At 60.0% G+C, this 17,665-nt stretch carries 16 protein-coding genes; 8 read left to right on the top strand and 8 right to left on the bottom strand.

All coding sequences use genetic code 11. From position 1 onward, the window contains the following. Window positions 1-44 precede the first annotated feature (44 nt). Window positions 45-473, top strand: coding sequence for an OsmC family protein (locus NUX24_RS12470; protein WP_257831850.1), 429 nt, complete (start codon window positions 45-47; stop codon window positions 471-473). A 23-nt stretch (window positions 474-496) separates the two neighbouring features. Here NUX24_RS12470 and NUX24_RS12475 read toward each other — a convergent pair whose 3' ends face one another. Next, a complete protein-coding gene (locus NUX24_RS12475; protein WP_257831855.1) occupies window positions 497-1,402 on the bottom strand; it encodes a LysR family transcriptional regulator in 906 nt (301 codons plus the stop codon). 114 nt (window positions 1,403-1,516) lie between these two features. On the opposite strand from NUX24_RS12475, the gene NUX24_RS12480 reads away from it, so the two are divergent. Beyond that, the gene (locus NUX24_RS12480; protein ID WP_008501706.1) at window positions 1,517-2,266 is read left to right on the top strand and encodes an SDR family NAD(P)-dependent oxidoreductase; all 750 of its coding nucleotides are present in this window, start codon (window positions 1,517-1,519) and stop codon (window positions 2,264-2,266) included. Here the strand turns inward: NUX24_RS12480 and NUX24_RS12485 are convergent. Genes NUX24_RS12485 through NUX24_RS12515 form a run of 7 tightly spaced genes read right to left on the bottom strand, consistent with a single transcriptional unit; the run spans window position 2,263 to window position 9,096 of the window. Beyond that, a complete protein-coding gene (locus NUX24_RS12485; protein ID WP_149323779.1) occupies window positions 2,263-3,192 on the bottom strand; it encodes an ABC transporter ATP-binding protein in 930 nt (309 codons plus the stop codon). The genes NUX24_RS12480 and NUX24_RS12485 overlap by 4 nt on opposite strands. Further along, window positions 3,185-4,171, bottom strand: a complete 987-nt coding sequence (locus tag NUX24_RS12490; RefSeq protein WP_257831858.1) for an ABC transporter ATP-binding protein — start codon at window positions 4,169-4,171, stop codon at window positions 3,185-3,187. The genes NUX24_RS12485 and NUX24_RS12490 overlap by 8 nt, the downstream gene beginning before the upstream one ends. Beyond that, on the bottom strand, window positions 4,171-5,064 hold the full coding sequence (gene ddpC, locus NUX24_RS12495; RefSeq protein WP_126328576.1) for a D,D-dipeptide ABC transporter permease: 894 nt from the start codon (window positions 5,062-5,064) through the stop codon (window positions 4,171-4,173). The genes NUX24_RS12490 and ddpC overlap by 1 nt, the downstream gene beginning before the upstream one ends. After that, window positions 5,061-6,083, bottom strand: coding sequence for an ABC transporter permease (locus tag NUX24_RS12500; protein WP_047653358.1), 1,023 nt, complete (start codon window positions 6,081-6,083; stop codon window positions 5,061-5,063). The genes ddpC and NUX24_RS12500 overlap by 4 nt, the downstream gene beginning before the upstream one ends. A gap of 22 nt (window positions 6,084-6,105) precedes the next feature. Then, window positions 6,106-7,638: an ABC transporter substrate-binding protein gene (locus tag NUX24_RS12505; RefSeq protein WP_257831861.1), complete on the bottom strand. Its 1,533-nt coding sequence runs from the start codon at window positions 7,636-7,638 to the stop codon at window positions 6,106-6,108. A gap of 15 nt (window positions 7,639-7,653) precedes the next feature. After that, window positions 7,654-8,229: a D-alanyl-D-alanine dipeptidase gene (gene ddpX / locus NUX24_RS12510; RefSeq protein ID WP_257831863.1), complete on the bottom strand. Its 576-nt coding sequence runs from the start codon at window positions 8,227-8,229 to the stop codon at window positions 7,654-7,656. A 12-nt stretch (window positions 8,230-8,241) separates the two neighbouring features. After that, window positions 8,242-9,096, bottom strand: a complete 855-nt coding sequence (locus NUX24_RS12515) for a MurR/RpiR family transcriptional regulator (protein ID WP_047653355.1) — start codon at window positions 9,094-9,096, stop codon at window positions 8,242-8,244. A gap of 266 nt (window positions 9,097-9,362) precedes the next feature. Here NUX24_RS12515 and NUX24_RS12520 point away from each other — a divergent pair, with 266 nt between their 5' ends. The 6 genes from NUX24_RS12520 (at window position 9,363) to NUX24_RS12545 (ending at window position 17,661) form a co-directional block, all read left to right on the top strand. Beyond that, window positions 9,363-10,844, top strand: a complete 1,482-nt coding sequence (locus NUX24_RS12520) for an alpha/beta hydrolase (RefSeq protein ID WP_257831866.1) — start codon at window positions 9,363-9,365, stop codon at window positions 10,842-10,844. Between the two features lie 93 nt (window positions 10,845-10,937). Then, window positions 10,938-12,149 (top strand): diguanylate phosphodiesterase, encoded by a 1,212-nt coding sequence (locus NUX24_RS12525; protein ID WP_257831868.1) that lies wholly within the window; start codon window positions 10,938-10,940, stop codon window positions 12,147-12,149. Window positions 12,150-12,237: 88 nt separating this feature from the next. Continuing rightward, window positions 12,238-13,128, top strand: a complete 891-nt coding sequence (locus NUX24_RS12530; protein ID WP_257831870.1) for an aminoimidazole riboside kinase — start codon at window positions 12,238-12,240, stop codon at window positions 13,126-13,128. A gap of 172 nt (window positions 13,129-13,300) precedes the next feature. Beyond that, entirely contained in the window at window positions 13,301-14,818 is a 1,518-nt protein-coding gene (locus NUX24_RS12535; protein WP_257831873.1) for a carbohydrate porin, read from the top strand. Window positions 14,819-14,884: 66 nt separating this feature from the next. Next, on the top strand, window positions 14,885-16,255 hold the full coding sequence (locus NUX24_RS12540; RefSeq protein ID WP_023619263.1) for a sucrose-specific PTS transporter subunit IIBC: 1,371 nt from the start codon (window positions 14,885-14,887) through the stop codon (window positions 16,253-16,255). Continuing rightward, window positions 16,255-17,661 (top strand): sucrose-6-phosphate hydrolase, encoded by a 1,407-nt coding sequence (locus NUX24_RS12545; protein ID WP_257831877.1) that lies wholly within the window; start codon window positions 16,255-16,257, stop codon window positions 17,659-17,661. The genes NUX24_RS12540 and NUX24_RS12545 overlap by 1 nt, the downstream gene beginning before the upstream one ends. The last annotated feature ends 4 nt before the right edge of the window (window positions 17,662-17,665 follow it).

Genomic DNA, 17,665 nt, shown 5'->3' on the forward strand with positions numbered 1-17,665 from the left:
CGTAGTCTATACTTAACCCTTTGTAAGCCAAAAGGAGAGCAAGAATGACTATTCATAAGCACGGTTCGGCACACTGGTCTGGCGACATTAAGCGCGGAAAAGGAACGGTTTCCACCGAGAGCGGTGTTCTCAATCAGCAGCCTTATGGTTTCAATACCCGCTTTGAGGGTGAAAAGGGGACCAACCCCGAAGAGCTGATCGGCGCGGCACACGCGGCCTGTTTCTCGATGGCGCTGTCGCTGATGCTCGGCGAAGCGGGCTATACCGCCGATTCCATTGATACCACCGCGGACGTCTCTCTGGATAAAACCGACGGCGGCTTTGCCATCACTAAGGTTGCCCTGAATAGCAAGGTGACCGTTCCAGGCATTGCCCCGCAGCAGTTCGATGGCATTATTCAGAAAGCAAAAGCGGGCTGTCCGGTCTCGCATCTCCTGAAAGCCGAGATTACCCTGGACTATAAGCTCAATTAAGCCACAGCCGGGTTTGCGCCCGGCTACCCCTTCAGCGCGGCGGGGAACACCTCCGCCAGCCAGGCGATAAATACCTTCAGTCTGTGCGTCAAATGCCGGTTTTGCGGGTAAACCACATGAAACGGATACGCGGCAGGGCGCCAGGCGCCCAGGATCGCCGTCAGCGTTCCCGCCTGCAGATACGACTTTGCCGAATACTCAAAGGTTTGAACGATCCCCAGCCCCGCCGCGGCAGCCGCCAGATGGGCATTACTTTCATTGACGCCGAGATAGTGCGGAATGTTGATTTCCAGCGCCTCGCCGTTCTGCCGGAAGCGAAACGGAAACGGCCGTCCGGTGACGGGCGAGAGATAGCTAATCAGCTTGTGGCCGTTGCGCAGCTCCTGCGGATAGGCCGGAACGCCATGATTTCTCAGGTAACCCGGCGTCGCGCAGGTGACCATTTCGGCGTTACCGAGATGACGGGCGATGAGGGTTGAATCGTCCAGCGGACCGCCGCGGATCACGCAGTCTACGTTACCGCTGATGAGATCGACCGGCCGGTCGGCCACGCCAAGGTCGATGCGGATCTCCGGATAGCGCTGCATAAAATCCGGCAGCAGGGGAATGAGCACGTCCCGGGCGGTGGATCCGCCCACGTCAACCCGCAAATGCCCTTTTGGCGTCGCGCGGGAAACGCGAAACGAGGTGTCGATATCTTCGATATCAATCAGCACCCTGAGCGCTTTTTCATAGTATTCCATCCCTTCAGGCGTCGCGACCACCCGGCGAGTGGTGCGGTGCAGAAGGCGTATCTCCAGGTGCGCCTCAAGCGATTTAACCAGTTTGCTCAGCGTGGCGATCGGCATATTCAGCGAGTCCGCCGCGCGGGTAAAGCTGCCGGACTCTACAACCCGCGTAAAGGCGCGCATCGCCATGAGCTGGTCCATGATGACCTCGGATTATTTCTGTATGTGAATAGTCATTTTCATTTTTGCCTGTTTTTCACTAATGCCGCAAGGGCTAAAGTTTGTTCAACGCAAACCCAACAAAAGGTAAATGACATGAACACGACTCTCTCAGGAAAAATCGCACTGGTCACCGGCGGCAGCACCGGTATCGGTCTTGCCACGGCGCAGGAGCTGGCGGCACAGGGCGCGAAGGTGTATATCACCGGTCGTCGTCAGGCCGAACTTGACGCGGCGGTCGCAGAAATTGCTTCAACGGCAGTGGGCATTCGCGCGGACGTCTCTAAGCTTGCCGATCTGGATGAGGTTTATGCCCGGATAGCCAAAGAAGAAGGCCGCCTCGATATTCTGTTCGCCAATGCCGGTGGCGGCGATATGCTGCCGCTGGGCGCGATCACCGAAGAACAGTTTGACAGGATTTTTGGCACCAACGTTCGCGGAGTGCTGTTTACGGTGCAGAAGGCGCTGCCGCTGCTCTCCGCCGGATCGTCGATTATTCTGACCGGCTCGACGGTGTCCATTAAGGGGACGGCCAACTTCAGCGTCTACAGCGCCAGTAAGGCCGCCGTGCGCAACTTTGCCCGCTCCTGGGCGCTGGATTTGCAGGGCCGCGGGATCCGCGTCAACGTGGTGAGCCCGGGCCCGATCAAAACCCCGGGTCTCGGCGATCTGGTGCCGGAAGAGCACCGTCAGGGTCTGTACGACGCGCTGGCCGCTCAGGTACCGCTGGGGCGCTTAGGCGCGCCGGGCGAGGTGGGGAAAGCGGTGGCGTTTCTGGCCTCCGACGCGGCCAGCTTTATTAACGCCACCGAGCTGTTTGTGGACGGCGGGATGGCGCAAATCTAACCCAGACTGCGCCAGCAGCGGACGTCACGGCCCTCGCGTGAGGGCTGTAACGGCTGGGGATGCTCACACCCCTGCGCTGCCATCGGGCAACGGTCGCGGAAAAAACAGCCCTCGGGCAGATGACGGTTGCCGGGAAGCTCCGTTTTGCGCAAGGCCAGATTTTCATCCAGCGGTTCACCGGTGCGGGGAACCGAGTCGAGCAGAAGGCGGGTATAAGGATGGCGCGGCTCGCCAAGCACCTGCGCGGCGCTGCCCAGCTCCACAATCTGCCCGAGGTACATCACCGCCACCCGGTCGCTCATGTGTCTGACCACCGAGACGTTGTGCGAAATTAACACGTAGGTCAGATTACGCTGCTGCTGCAGGGTCACCAGCAGGTTGAGGATCTGCGCCTGCACGGAGATATCCAGCGCGCTGGTGGGTTCATCAAGCACGATAATATCGGGGTCGGACGAGAGCGCCCGGGCGATGGCGATGCGCTGGCGCTGCCCGCCGGAGAATGCGTGCGGAAGCCTGTCGAGATATTCCGGGCGAATGCCAACCTGCAGCGCCAGGTTTTCAGCCAGCTGACGGCGCGCGCGCTCGCTGCTGCGTTTTTGCACCCACACCGGCTCGGTGATGATGCGCCAGACCGGCAATCGCGGGTCGAGCGAGGAGAGCGGATCCTGAAACACCATCTGCATGCCGCCCGCATGGTGCGCCCGCTGGCACGCGCCGGTGCTGGGCTTAAGCATGCCCATCAGCAGCTGGGCCAGCGTGCTTTTCCCGCAGCCTGATTCCCCGACAATGCCCAGCGTTTCCCCCCGACGGATCTGAAGATCGAGCCCGTTGAGGGCATGGACCTGTTCCGTCACGCGGCCCAGCCAGTTTTTGCGTGCCGCAAAGTTAACGTGCACGCTATCCAGTTCCAGCAATACATCAGTCATGGGCTTTCTCCCGTTGTGGATACCAGCAGGCAGCCTGTTGGCCTTCTGCGCCAGTGGGCGCTAAGCGCGGCGTTTCGCTGCATTTCGCCCCGGCGGCAAAGCAGCGCTCGCGGAAGGCGCAACCCTGCGGAAGCTGGCTGAGGTTGGGCACCGTGCCGGGGATGGCGGGAAGCGGGGCGCGCGGCTGGCCGTGTTCCGGCGCGCACCGCAGCAGGCCCATGGAGTAGGGATGCACGGGATGGTCGATCAGCGTTTGCGTGGCACCGCTCTCGATCACGCTGCCCGCGTACATCACGTACATTCTGTCGCATAGCTGCGACACCACGGCCATATCGTGGCTGATAAACAGCACCGAGGTCCCGCTGGCCCGCGCCTTGTGCTTCAGGAGGCGCAGCACCTGGAGCTGGACGGTAACGTCCAGCGCGGTGGTCGGCTCGTCGGCGATGATCAGCTCCGGCTCGCAGGAGAAGGCAAGGGCGATCATCACCCGCTGGCGCATGCCGCCGGAGAGTTCAAACGGATAACGCTCCATGACCTGCTTCGCGTCCGGGATTTGCATCTCTTCCAGCAGGGTAATCGCCTTCTGCTGCGCCTCGCGCCGCGAGAGCGGCTGATGCTGGCGGATCACCTCCACCATCTGTTTGCCAATCCGCCGCGTCGGGTTGAGGGCGGTCATGGGCTCCTGAAAAATCATCGCCACTCGCGCACCGCGCCACTGGCGAAGCTGCTTCTCGGACGCCGTCAGGACGTTTTCGCCGAGTAATTTCACCTGTCCATGATGAATACGGTAGCCCCCTTCCGGCAGCAGCCGCATGGCGAGCATGGCGGTTACGGACTTACCCGATCCCGACTCGCCCACCACGCCGACAATTTCGCCCCTGCCGATCTCCAGCGAGACGTGGTTCAGCGCGTGGACCTCACCGCGAAATATCGGGAAGCTCAGGTGCAGGTCTTCAATACTCAGTACCGATTCGGTCATCACTGTTTTCCTCCCGATTTCGGGTCCAGCAGATCGCGGATACCGTCGCCAAACAGGTTAAAGCCCACGGCGGTTATCAAAATCGCCGCACCGGGAAAGGCGCAGTACCACCACTGGTCCAGAACGTAGTTACGGCCGACGGCTACCATCGCGCCCCATTCGGCGGTCGGCTGCTGCGCGCCCAGGCCGATGAACCCCAGCGTGGCGGCCATCAGAATGGCGCTGCCGATGTCCAGCGAAGCCTGCACGATCAGCGGCGGCAGGGCGTTGCGCAGGATATGCCAGCGAATCAAATGCCAGCGGGACGCGCCAAAGGTGCGGGCGGCCTGGACGTAGGTAAACTGGCGCACCACCAGGGTTTGCCCGCGGGCCAGGCGGACGTAAAACGGGATGCGGACAATCGCAATCGCCAGCATGGCGTTGAACAGGCTCGGCCCGAGCGCGGCGGCCAGCGCCATGGTCAGCACCAGGGAAGGTATCGAGAGCATAATGTCCATCACCCGCATGATGACGGCGTCGCCGCGCCCGCCCAGCACGCCGGACAGACAGCCCAGAAGCGAGCCGATGCCGCCCGCAATCGCCACCACCGCCAGCCCGGCGGTAATCGACTGCTGGCTGCCCGCAAGCACGCGGCTGAACAGATCGCGTCCCACCTCATCGGTACCAAACCAGTGTTGCGCAGACGGCGCCTGCAGGCGTGCGGTCAAATCCAGCGCGTTCGGGTCATGCGGCACGATCCACGGCGAGGCCACCATCAGGAAGAGCATCGCAATCATAATGACGCCGCCAACGATGGTGAGCGGGCTTTGACGCAGCATCCAGAACAGCTTTGCCCAGTTGATGCGTTGTCCGGCGGTTTTAGCCGGGACGGGCGTTTCCTGCGTTAACATCATTCGGCACCTCCGCGCCCGATTCGCGGGTCAATCCACAGGTAAAGCAGATCGACCACCAGATTAACCAGCACGTAGGCCAGCGAAACGACGACGGCAAAGCCCATCACGGCAGGGAAATCGAGCGCCTGAATGGATGTCACCACCCAGGCGCCCATGCCCGGCCAGGCAAAGACGGTTTCGGTCAGCACGGCGCCGTATAGCAGATCGCCCAGCGCCAGCCCGAGCACGGTAATGGACGGGATCATCGCGTTCGGCAGGGCGTAGCGCAGGATGATGTACCAGCCGGGCAGGCCGCTGGCGCGCGCGGTGCGGATGTAGTCCTCGCTGAGCTGCTCCAGCATCGCCGAGCGGACCTGGCGCGCCACGATGCCCAGGTGAACAAACGCCAGCGTCAGCGAGGGTAAAATCAGGTGCTGAAGCGCGTTGAAAAAGACCTCACCGTTGCCCTCCAGCAGCGCGTCCAGCAGATAAAAGCCGGTGACGCGCGTCGGCGGGTCGAGCCAGTCGTCCAGCCTGCCGCCGCCCGGCAGGATCTGCAGGTGCCCGTAGAACAGCACGATGACGCCCAGCCCGAGCCAGAAGGCCGGCGTGGAGATCCCGGTCATCGCCATTAAACGCACCAGGTGATCCAGCCAGCGGTTGCGGTACACCGCCGACAAAATCCCCAGCGGCACGCCGATGACCAGCGCCAGCAGCAGAGAACAAAAGGCCAGCTCCAGCGTGGCGGGGAAAAAGGCCTTCAGGTCTTCCGCGACCGGGCGTCCGGTACGGATGGACGTGCCTAGATCACCGTGGGCCAGAGCGTCCACGTAGCGGCCAAACTGAACGTACAGCGGCTGGTCCAGCCCTAACTGCTGGCGGATGTTCTGCACGATTTCGTCGCTGGCGCGGTCGCCGGCCAGCAGACGAGCCGGATCGCCGGGGATCAGGTGTGAAATAATAAAGGTGATAATACAGACACCGGCCACCACCAGGATTAACCCCCAGCAGCGCTGGCGCACTATGCTCCAGAACGTCATACGCTTTCCCCCGGCGAAACGGTTACTTGCTCATGGTGGCGATGTTGAACACCTGCTCGAGCATTGGATTAAAGGTGAAGCCTTTGACCTCTTTGTTCATCGCCAGCTGGTAGTTTTTCTGGAACAGATAAACGTAGGCCGCCTCGTCGATAACCACATTCTGCGCCTGCTGGTAATCTTTGGTGCGTTCCGCCTGGTCGGTGGTTTTCAGCGCGGCCTGCAGGAGCGAATCGACCTCTTTGTTCTCATAGAACGAGCGGTTGCCCGGCAGCCCTTTTTTGTCCGATTCGAACCAGTAGTTCATGAACATGTACGGGTCGGCAAAGTCCGGACTCCAGTTGCCGATGGCAATGTCGTAATCGCCTTTTCCGACGCGGTCGCGCATGGTGGCATTGGCCAGTTTTTCCAGCTTGACGCTAATGCCGATCTTGCCGAGGCTGGCCTGAGTGGAGAGGGCGATAGGCTCCCAGTTCGGATCGTTATCCGAGTAGAGGAAGGTCAGGCTGGCGGGTTTGTCTTTGACCTTCTCCAGCGCGGCTTTGGCTTTGGCCTCGTCAAAGCTGTACTGCATTGCCGTGGCGTCATAGCCCCACATGCCTTCCGGGATCGGGCCGCGCATCTGCTTGCCGTTGCCGCTCAGAATGCCTTTCACCATCCCCTGGTAATCCGTCGCCCAGGAGATGGCCCGGCGTAAATCCACCTGATTGAGCGGCGCTTTGCCGTTGTTGAGATAGAGGTAAGTCACTCGCAGGGACGGGTATTCCGCGACGGCGACTTTGCCTTCCTGCTTCAGGGCCGCGAGCTGATCGACCGGCAGGGAGTCGGCAATGTCCAGATCGCCGCGGGAAAGCTGCAGCCGGCGCGAGGCGCTCTCTCCGATAATTTTCACCGAGACGCGCTTAAAGTGCGGTTTTTCACCCTGCCAGTGTGGGTTAGGCACCAGGATCAGCTGCTGGCCTTTCTGCCAGCTTTTCAGCATAAACGGCCCGGAACCGGCGGTGTTTTGCGCCAGAAAACCGCGCGCATCATCTGCCGCGTTGGCCTTCAGCACCGCCGGGTTAATGATGGACGCCCCGTCGTTTGCCAGCGTGTAGAGGAAAGGCGCGAAAGGCTGGCTGAGGGTGAACTTCACCGTATGGTCATAGACGACATCAATTTTCAGGTCTTTCGGGAAGGCTTCAGACGGCCCCTGACCGAGCTTCAGCAGGCGCTCAAAGGAGAGTTTTACCGCCTCGGCGGTGACCGGCGTACCGTCGGAGAATTTCGCGTTATCCGCCAGGGTAAAGGTCCACTCTTTCTGGTCGTCGGACGCCTTCCAGCCCGTGGACAGATCGCCCTCCACCTCGGTAGAGCCTGGCTTGTACTTGACCAGACGCTGGTAGGACGGATAGGTGACGGTCCAGTCGTTGTTATCAATAGTGATGGCAGGATCGAGCGTTTGCGGGTCGGCGGCTTTACCGATCGCCAGCATATCTTTCGGGACGGCAGCCAGCGCCAGCGGTGCGCTCAGGGCCAGCGTGGCGGCGATCAGCGTCGAGAGAAGCGATGTTTTCATGGCAGTGCTCCAGGTTTAGAGAGAAGTGTGCGTCAGGGGAAAACAGGCAAAACGGTCGTCAAGCAGCGGGTAGCTGGCGGCGTTCGGCAGTTCAAAGTGCCACCATTCGCTGCTGATACCGACAAAACCGCCGCCGAACATGATGGCGTTCAACAGCAGACGGTTGCGCTGGGCGTGCGGCGGCACGGAGGGGTGATACGGATGCGAGCGGTCGTGCATTTCGTCAAAACCGGCCCCCATATCCAGCACGGCGTTATGTTCATCCATCAGGGTGACGTCGATGGCCGTACCGCGGCTGTGATTGGAGCCAATCGCCACGTCGACCACATACTCCGGGTTCGGGCAGGCATCCCACAGCTGGGCCTGCGCCTGCTGCGGCCGATAGGCGTCGTACACCACCAGCTTCAGCCCGGCCAGCGAGGCAATGCTGATGGCTTTTGCCAGCGCGGTGGCCGCGTCGGTATGTAGCAGGCACAGCGACTCCTGATAGATCGGGCGGCCGGTGATGTTGTCGGCGGTGGCGTACTTCAGATCGATATGCAGCGTGGGAAACGTCTTCGCCACATCAATCAGTTCACTCTCTTCGTGCATAGCTCCGCTCCTTTAGCGTTCGAATTGACCAAACTCTTGTTGTAATTGCCGGTTTACCGCCAGACGCGCCGGGAGCGCATCACCCAGCGCTTCCACCACGCCCGACAGCAGCAGGTTGAACAGACAGCTGACGGGGGCAAGCGAATCCCAGAAGTGACCGGTATCGGTTTTCACCTGCAGTAAATCCATCGGGTAATCCCGCGCCCACGGGCACCAGATGTCGGTGATTAAGGCCAGCGGAATGCCTTTATCGCTGGCGACGCGGCAGTACTGGCGGGCCATCGCGGAGTAGGTGCGCGTATCGGTCAGCACGACGTAGGGGTGCGCAAACCCCGAGTTGAGGGATTCCACCCAGCTGCCGGAAGCCCCCTCCGAATAGCTCACGCGCGGGCGGAGGTACTCGAGGTGGCTGAAGAAGGCGTTGGCAATTCCGCGCGTGGACTGGATCCCCAGCACAAACACCGCGTCGGCGTGGGCGAGGTTGTGCACCACCTGACGAAAGGCGTCCGTTTGCGCCAGCTGGTACACCTGCGTGATGGCATCCACTTCCAGCGACAGGGCGTGCTGAAGGCGGCTGGAAAGGGGGCGCTGCTGCTGCCAGGAGTCCAGCCGCTCGTTCATGCCCCAGGGCTGATAGGGATCGCGCAGGCTTTTTTTGGCATCTTCCAGGTTGCGATACCCCAGCTTGCGCAGGAAGCGTCCGACGGTAATTCCGCTGGTCCCGCTCGCCTGACCGACGCTCTCCGCCGTTTCGAACGGGATTTGCGCGGCGTGCGCCAGCAGCCAGCTTCCGACCCGCTTTTCGCTGGGCGTGAGCTGGCTGAACGTTGCTTCGATACGGCTCAACATCTCAGGTTTCGTCGTCATACCGCCTCGCTGTTAACAGGCTGTCAATGGCTGATCTTTTGTTACCTGGTTAACAATGCATGACGCGTGCCATCTTCACAGGGCGGATAAAACCCGCTGTGCAGTAAACTTCATGCAATATTTGTTTAACCAATGATCAACATTTGTGCAGCGTAGTTCACTTTTGGTGCACCGGCCGAGCAGGCAGGTATGAATTTAGTGAATCCGTCAGGGCGTTCACATTTTTGATAAGATAGATGTACTGTGAATATAAAAGGGATCCCGGCATGGCAAATCTGCCCTGGCGAATCAGCGTGCGCCTGATGGCGCTTGCAAAAAAAATAGGGATTGTCGTCGGGATCGTACTGGTCGTCCTGCTGGCGGTTAGGGTCTATCTCTCGCAGCAGGGACCGGAACTGCACCTGTGGCATACCTGGCGGGCCGATGAGATGTCCGTGCGCGAGATGGATAACGCCAATTTTGCCGGGTATATCGCACGGGAAAACGCTATTTTCGCCGATCTTGATAATGCGGTGACGGCGAAAACAGCGGGCGAGGAACAAACCCCGTTAAACCGCTATTACCGCCAGAGCCTGGTGTGGCCCGGTCAGTTTACGCCCGATGCCAACCGCTCCTTTGTGCTGATGCCAGCCGGAAAGCCGCGCGGCGCGGTAGTGCTGCTGCACGGTTTGACGGACTCGCCCTACAGCGTCCGACGGCTTGCCGTGAACTATCAACAGCACGGCTTTGTGGCCGTGGTCCCGCGCCTGCCCGGGCACGGCACCGCGCCCGGCGCGCTGACGGACGTCGACTGGGAGATGTGGCTGGCGGCGACGCGTCTTGCGGTGCGGGAAGCCACGCGTCTGGCGGGTGAGGCTGCGCCTCTGCATCTGGTGGGCTACTCCAACGGCGGGGCGCTGGCGATGAAATATACCCTCGATGCGCTGGATGCGCCTGCGCTTCGTCGACCGCAGCAGGTGATACTGCTCTCACCGATGATCGGCGTGACGGCCTTTGCGCGGTTTGCCGGTTTCGCCGGGTTACCGGCGCTGCTGCCGGCGTTTGCCAAAGCGGCGTGGCTGAATATCTCTCCGGAATATAATCCGTACAAATATAACTCGTTCCCGGTGAACGCCGCCCGCCAGTCATGGCTGCTGACGAAGGCCCTGCAGGAGCAAATTGGCCGCGAGGCGCGGGAGAACAGGCTGGCGAATTTGCCGCCGATCCTGGCGTTTCAGTCGGTCATGGATTCCACGGTCAGCACCCGCGCGGTGGTGACCGGCCTGTTTGACCAGCTTCCGGCAAACGGCAGCGAGCTGGTGGTGTTTGACATCAATCAGGCAGCCAGCTTCCGACCGCTGTTCAAACCGTCGTCGTGGACGGCAACTTCGGCGCTGCTGCCGGTTGCGCAGAGGCGTTACGGTGTCACGATTATTACCAATTCGGACGCACACAGCTTCTCGACGGTGGCGAAAATCACCCCGGCAGGCAGCACCCGGGAGAGGGTCGTGCCGCTTGCGCAGGCCTGGCCGCAGGATGTCTATTCGCTGTCGCATGTTGCGGTCCCGTTCCCGCCGGATGACGATCTGTATGGCCGTGAGCCTGGTGTGAAAAACCGCTACGGCATCAGCCTGGGGACAATTGCGCTCTGGGGCGAAACGTCCGTGTTGAGCGTCGGCAAAGAGGCGCTGATGCGCGTCACCTCGAATCCGTTCTACGACTATATGCAGGAGAGGATAGACAGTCACATTGGGGACGCGGAAAGGTAACGTTCCCTTTTAGTGTGAATATGTTAGGTCGCATTGATAAAGTATGTTAAACAGTAGCTTTAAGGCACCTTTCTCACTCCGGAACCCTTTTTTGTGCTGACCACGCTGATTTACCGAAGCGAGTTGAATTTATCCCGCCCCTCCACCGAGCTGCGGGAGCTGGTAGAGCGCGCCCGGATCCGCAATGCCAACCAGAGCATCACCGGAGTTCTGCTCGCAAAAGGCAATGATGTTCTGCAAATCCTCGAAGGGTCGGAAGAGAGCGTGGTTACGCTGTTTCATAAAATTCGGGATGACAAGCGGCACAGTGGGGTGGTTGAACTGCTGCGGGACTATGGCCCGCGCAGACGGTTCGAAAACGTCGGTATGCTGCTTTTCGATCTCCAAACCCAGTCGCCGAAAGAGGTGCTGCAGTCGGTTCTGCATTACAGCAAGCTGGACAGCTATCTGACCTCCGACGATCGGGTGTTCAAATTCATTCAGACATTTATTACGGGCAGACGCCCATCCCCGTCGGGAGCACGCTACGCTCCAGAAAAATGGTCGCTTTCGTCGGAGGCGTCACCCTTTGGCGCGAGTCTGGGCCTGATGGCTAATCAAACCTGTCAGTTCGCACTCCAGCCCATCGTTGAGCCCTCTGAAGGGAAGATCAGCTCTCTTGAAGCCCTCATCCGCGGCAACGACGGCGGCAGCCCTGAGCATTTCTTCAGCACCCTCGATCCGGACAAAATTTACGAAGTCGATCTCCAGACGAAAGCGTATGCCTTTGCGCTGGCAAAAAAACTGGGTATTGGCAGCCATAAAATTGCGGTAAACCTGCTGCCGATGTCGCTGGTGAATGTTCCTGGCGCAGTGGAATTTCTTGTCGAGCAGATTAAACTGCATGGCCTTCAGCCGGAGCAGGTGGTCATTGAAGTGACTGAAAACGAGATGATATCCGGGCTTAACCAGTTCAACAGCGCTATCAAGCAGCTTCGCGGCGAGGGCGTTGGCCTGGCAATCGATGATTTCGGTTCCGGCTATGCCGGCCTTTCGCTGCTGACTCGCTTTCAGCCGGACAAAATTAAGATCGACCGGGAAATTGTCAGCAATATCCACCTGAGCGGCCCTAAGCAGGCGATTGTGCGCTCCATCATCAGCTGTTGCTCGGACCTCGAAATTACCCTGGTGGCCGAAGGGATCGAGAAGATAGAGGAGTGGTGCTGGCTGGAATCTGCCGGTATCCGCCGCTTCCAGGGCTTTCTGTTTGCCCGTCCGCAGCTGAATGGCGTCGGTGATATTCACTGGCCGCATCTGGTGCGTTAGCCAATTTTCCTCCCGCGTTATTTCCCCTTCGTCCTGCCTGTGCTTAAATAGCTAAAACGGTTTAACATGGTTTAGCTACGAGGATCACATGAAAAAAATCTGGGTACTTGGTGATGCGGTGGTGGATTTGCTGCCCGATGGAGAAGGCAGATTACTGCAGTGTCCCGGCGGCGCACCGGCAAACGTTGCGGTCGGTATTGCCCGGCTGGGCGGCCAGAGCGCCTTTATCGGCAAGGTTGGCGACGATCCATTCGGGCGCTTTATGGCGAAAACGCTCGCTGACGAAAAGGTCGACGTGAAGTCTATGCGCCTTGACCCGGCGCACCGCACCTCAACGGTGGTTGTCGATCTGGATGACCAAGGCGAACGCTCGTTTACCTTTATGGTGCGCCCGAGCGCCGATCTGTTTCTCGAATCCGCCGATCTGCCGGCGTTCAGCGCCGGGGAGTGGCTGCACGTCTGTTCCATCGCGTTAAGCGCAGAGCCGAGCCGTTCTGCGACGCTTGAGGCGATGGCCGCCATTCGCGAGGCGGGCGGTTACGTCAGCTTCGACCCCAATATTCGCCCGGATCTCTGGCCGGATGAGAACGAGCTGCGTCGCTGCCTGGAACAGGCCCTGCAGAGCGCCGACGTGGTGAAACTCTCCGTCGAAGAGCTGGCGTTTTTAACCGGAAATGTCGAGGTAAACGTCGGTCTGGACACGCTGATGGCGCGCTGTCCGGCACGTCTGGTATTGGTCACCCAGGGCAAGGAGGGCGTGATCGCCTGGCATCAGGGTACCGTAAAACACTATCCGGCTACGCCCGTAGAGTGTGTCGATACCACCGGCGCGGGCGACGCCTTCGTTGCCGGGCTGCTTTACGGGCTGGCCGCCGGACAGGACCTGACGCCGGTCATCGCACTTGCCCAGCGCTGCGGCGCATTAGCCACCACGGCCAAAGGGGCGATGACTGCATTGCCCTGGCAGCACGACCTGTAATTTTTCCTCTCCTGGCCGCCATCCGGCGGCCTGAATTGTCGTCTCGATCACACTTACTAAAACGGTTTAGCAAAAAAGATTGCCGATCCAAAATTCAGAGGTTTAGTATCAGCAACCTAAACCGGTTTAGCAATTTAGCACGTTTAATGACTTCTTTTAGGGATGCGACAAAATGTATAAAAAACGCAGACTTGCCGTGATGATAGGCATGCTGGCCGGTAGTACCTCTGTTTTTGCCCAAACGGATATGACAAGTATCGAAGCGCGTCTTGCCGCGATGGAGCAGCGCCTCCAGGCGGCGGAAACGCGTGCGCAGGTGGCTGAGAAGCGCGCCACGGATGCGGAACAAAAAACGCAGCAGCTGGTTGCCGCCCAGCAGCAGGCGCAAACGACAACCCAGGCGGTGGCGCAGCGCACCACCGAGCTGGAAAAGAAGGCGGATCAGATCGGCGGGTTTGAGTTCCACGGCTACGCCCGCTCGGGCCTGCTGATGAACGATGCGGCTTCCAGCAGCAAAAGCGGTCCTTATCTGACCCCGGCCGGTGAAACCGGCGGTGCGGTAGGGCGTCTGGGTAACGAAGCCGACACCTACGTCGAGCTGAACCTGGAGCACAAACAAACTCTGGATAACGGGGCGACCACGCGCTTTAAGGCGATGCTCGCCGACGGTCAGAGAACCTATAACGACTGGTCAGCCGATACCAGCGATCTCAATATTCGCCAGGCCTTCGCGGAGCTGGGCAACCTGCCTGATTTTACCGGCGCGCTGAAGGGCAGCACCTTCTGGGCGGGTAAACGCTTCGACCGCGACAACTTTGACATTCACTGGCTGGATTCCGACGTGGTGTTCCTGGCCGGTACCGGCGGCGGCGTCTACGACGTGAAGTGGAACGATTCGCTGCGCAGCAACTTCTCCATCTACGGCCGCAACTTCGGCAGCGTGGAGCAGACCGACAATAACGTTCAGAACTATATCCTCAGCATGAACCACTTCGCCGGACCGTTCCAGCTGATGGTGAGCGGCCTGCGTGCGAAGGATAACGACGACCGTAAAGACACCAACGGCGATCTCATCAAAACCGATGCCGCCAATACCGGTGTTCATGCCCTGGTCGGGTTACATAACGAGAGCTTCTACGGCCTGCGGGAAGGGACCGCCAAAACGGCGCTGCTGTACGGTCACGGGCTGGGTGCGGAAGTGAAAAGCATCGGTTCCGACGGCGCGCTGCTCTCTGAGGCGGATACCTGGCGCTTCGCAAGTTACGGTGTCACGCCAATCGGCGGTGGCTGGAGCGTTGCGCCCGCCGTCCTGGCGCAGAGCAGTAAAGATCGCTACGTCAAGGGCGATAGCTATGAGTGGGTAACGCTCAACACCCGCCTGATCAAAGAGGTGACGCAGAACTTCGCGCTGGCGTTTGAGGGCAGCTATCAGTACATGGATTTAAATCCGGAAGGCTACAAGGACCGGAACGCCGTCAACGGCAGTTTCTACAAGCTGACCTTTGCTCCAACGTTAAAAGCGAGCAAAATCGGCGATTTCTTCAGCCGTCCGGAGCTGCGCCTGTTTGCCACCTGGATGGACTGGAGCAGCAAACTGGATAATTACGCCAGCGATGATGCCTTTGGCAGCAGCGGCTTCAACGCCGGCGGGGAATGGAACTTTGGGGTCCAGATGGAAACCTGGTTTTAACCCATCACGCTCCCGCCCGGCGGGAGCGTTTCGCACATCATAAAAAGAAGTCAGGCAGAGGTATCTATGGATTTTAATCAAATCGCCCGCGAGCTTATTCCGCTGCTCGGTGGCAAGGAAAATATCGCCAGCGCGGCGCACTGCGCAACGCGTCTTCGTCTGGTGCTGGTCGATGACGCGCTTGCCGATCAGCAGGCGATCGGTAAGGTCGACGGCGTAAAAGGCTGTTTTCGTAACGCCGGCCAGATGCAGGTGATTTTTGGCACGGGCGTGGTCAACAAGGTCTACGCCGCGTTTATTCAGGCGGCGGGGATTAGCGAATCCAGTAAATCTGAGGCCGCAGATCTGGCGGCGCGCAAGCTGAACCCGTTCCAGCGCATTGCCCGTCTGCTCTCCAATATCTTTGTCCCGATCATTCCCGCGATTGTGGCGTCCGGTCTGCTGATGGGCCTGCTCGGCATGGTGAAAACCTACGGCTGGGTCAATGCGGATAACGCCATCTACATCATGCTGGACATGTGCAGCTCCGCGGCGTTTATCATTCTGCCTATTCTGATCGGCTTTACCGCCGCGCGGGAATTTGGCGGTAACCCGTATCTCGGCGCGACGCTGGGCGGTATTCTGACCCACCCGGCGCTGACCAACGCCTGGGGCGTGGCATCTGGCTTCCACACCATGAACTTCTTCGGCCTTGAGATCGCGATGATTGGCTATCAGGGCACGGTATTCCCGGTGCTGCTGGCCGTCTGGTTTATGAGCATCGTGGAGAAAAACCTGCGCCGCGCGATCCCGGACGCGTTAGACCTGATCCTGACGCCGTTCCTCACCGTCGTTATCTCCGGCTTTATCGCCTTGCTGATTATCGGCCCGGCGGGGCGCGCCTTAGGTGATGGTATCTCCTTTATTCTTAGCACGCTGATCGCCCATGCGGGCTGGCTGGCCGGGCTGCTGTTCGGCGGGCTTTACTCGGTGATTGTGATCACCGGTATTCACCACAGCTTCCACGCGATTGAAGCCGGGCTGCTCGGTAACCCGTCGATTGGCGTGAACTTCCTGCTGCCGATCTGGGCCATGGCGAACGTGGCGCAGGGCGGCGCCTGTCTGGCGGTGTGGTTCAAAACCAAAGATGCCAAAATCAAAGCCATTACCTTACCGTCGGCGTTTTCTGCGATGCTGGGCATCACCGAAGCGGCCATTTTTGGTATCAACCTGCGCTTCGTTAAGCCGTTTATCGCCGCGCTGATCGGCGGCGCGGTGGGCGGGGCCTGGGTGGTATCTGTCCATGTTTACATGACCGCCGTTGGGTTGACCGCTATTCCGGGCATGGCCATCGTGCAGGCCAGCTCGCTGCTCAACTATATTATCGGTATGGTGATTGCCTTCGGCGTGGCGTTTACCGTCTCACTGCTGCTGAAATATAAAACGGACTCTGAATAATGACGTTACCTTCCCGCTGGCCTGCGATCCTGCAGGCCGTTATGAAAGGTCAGCCGCGGGCGCTTGCGGATAGTCACTATCCGCAGTGGCATCCCGCGCCGGCTACGGGGTTGATGAACGATCCCAACGGGTTTATCTGGTTTGCCGGCCGATATCACCTGTTCTATCAGTGGAACCCGCTGGACTGCGAGCATCGGTTTAAATGCTGGGGGCACTGGAGCTCTGCGGACCTGGTGCACTGGCAGCATGAGCCGCTGGCGCTGATGCCGGATGAAGAGTATGACCGCAACGGCTGCTACTCCGGTAGCGCCGTGGACAACCACGGCGTCCTGACGCTTTGCTACACCGGCAACGTCAAGTTTGATGACGGTAGCCGCACCGCCTGGCAGTGTCTGGCCGTAGAACAGCCGGACGGAACCTTTACGAAGCTGGGGCCGGTGCTGGCGCTGCCGGAAGGCTACACCGGCCACGTGCGCGACCCAAAGGTGTGGCAGCACGACGGGGAGTGGTACATGGTGCTCGGCGCGCAGGATGTGCAAAAGCGCGGCAAGGTGCTGCTGTTTAAGTCAGCCGATCTGCACGCCTGGGCGTCCTGCGGGGAAATCGCCGGTCACGGGGTTAACGGCCTGACGGACGCAGGGTATATGTGGGAGTGCCCAGACCTGTTCGCGCTCGACGGAACGCACATCTTAATCAGCTGTCCGCAGGGGCTGGCGCGCGAGCCGCATCGCTATCTCAACACCTATCCGGCCACCTGGATGAGCGGGGCGTTTGACTATGAAAACGTCGCATTCGATCACGGCGAGCTGCACGAGCTGGACGCGGGCTTTGAGTTTTACGCCCCGCAAACCACGCTGGCTGAAGACGGCCGACGCATTCTGATCGGCTGGATGGGCGTACCGGACGGGGAAGAGATGCTTCAGCCAACCCGGACGCACGGCTGGATGCACCAGATGACCTGTCCGCGTGAATTACGCTACCGAGACGGCAGGCTCTGGCAGACCCCGGCGCGCGAGCTGGCGGCGCTGCGTGAAGATGAGCAGCGCTGGCAGGGGCGCGCCAGCGAGGCGCCGGACCTGGACGCGACGCGCCTGGAGTTTGAGCTGAGCGCATCGCAGGTGAGTGTCGATTTTGGCGGCACGCTGCGCCTCACGGTCGATGAGCAGGGTATACGCCTGGAGCGCGCGAGCCTGAAAACCGGTGAAACGCTGACCCGATACTGGCAGGGCGAGGTCAGCCATTTACGCGTTCTCTGCGACCGCTCCAGTATTGAAATTTTCATCAATCACGGTGAAGGGGTGATGAGCAGCCGCTATTTTCCTGACCATCCGGCCCGGGTGCGATTCGAAGGTGCGTCCGATATCACATTACGCTACTGGTCGCTGCGCGCCTGCATGATAGAATGAGGGT

Origin of the sequence: Enterobacter sp. HG048 (genome assembly GCF_024702055.1) — a bacterium.
Classification (GTDB): Bacteria; Pseudomonadota; Gammaproteobacteria; order Enterobacterales; family Enterobacteriaceae; genus Enterobacter; species Enterobacter dykesii.

Coding starts and splice junctions, on each gene's coding strand:
- NUX24_RS12470 (WP_257831850.1), top strand. CDS start 45: ATGACTATTCATAAGCACGGTTCGGCACACTGGTCTGGCGACATTAAG.
- NUX24_RS12475 (WP_257831855.1), bottom strand. CDS start 1,402: ATGGACCAGCTCATGGCGATGCGCGCCTTTACGCGGGTTGTAGAGTCC.
- NUX24_RS12480 (WP_008501706.1), top strand. CDS start 1,517: ATGAACACGACTCTCTCAGGAAAAATCGCACTGGTCACCGGCGGCAGC.
- NUX24_RS12485 (WP_149323779.1), bottom strand. CDS start 3,192: ATGACTGATGTATTGCTGGAACTGGATAGCGTGCACGTTAACTTTGCG.
- NUX24_RS12490 (WP_257831858.1), bottom strand. CDS start 4,171: ATGACCGAATCGGTACTGAGTATTGAAGACCTGCACCTGAGCTTCCCG.
- ddpC (WP_126328576.1), bottom strand. CDS start 5,064: ATGATGTTAACGCAGGAAACGCCCGTCCCGGCTAAAACCGCCGGACAA.
- NUX24_RS12500 (WP_047653358.1), bottom strand. CDS start 6,083: ATGACGTTCTGGAGCATAGTGCGCCAGCGCTGCTGGGGGTTAATCCTG.
- NUX24_RS12505 (WP_257831861.1), bottom strand. CDS start 7,638: ATGAAAACATCGCTTCTCTCGACGCTGATCGCCGCCACGCTGGCCCTG.
- ddpX (WP_257831863.1), bottom strand. CDS start 8,229: ATGCACGAAGAGAGTGAACTGATTGATGTGGCGAAGACGTTTCCCACG.
- NUX24_RS12515 (WP_047653355.1), bottom strand. CDS start 9,096: ATGACGACGAAACCTGAGATGTTGAGCCGTATCGAAGCAACGTTCAGC.
- NUX24_RS12520 (WP_257831866.1), top strand. CDS start 9,363: ATGGCAAATCTGCCCTGGCGAATCAGCGTGCGCCTGATGGCGCTTGCA.
- NUX24_RS12530 (WP_257831870.1), top strand. CDS start 12,238: ATGAAAAAAATCTGGGTACTTGGTGATGCGGTGGTGGATTTGCTGCCC.
- NUX24_RS12535 (WP_257831873.1), top strand. CDS start 13,301: ATGTATAAAAAACGCAGACTTGCCGTGATGATAGGCATGCTGGCCGGT.
- NUX24_RS12540 (WP_023619263.1), top strand. CDS start 14,885: ATGGATTTTAATCAAATCGCCCGCGAGCTTATTCCGCTGCTCGGTGGC.
- NUX24_RS12545 (WP_257831877.1), top strand. CDS start 16,255: ATGACGTTACCTTCCCGCTGGCCTGCGATCCTGCAGGCCGTTATGAAA.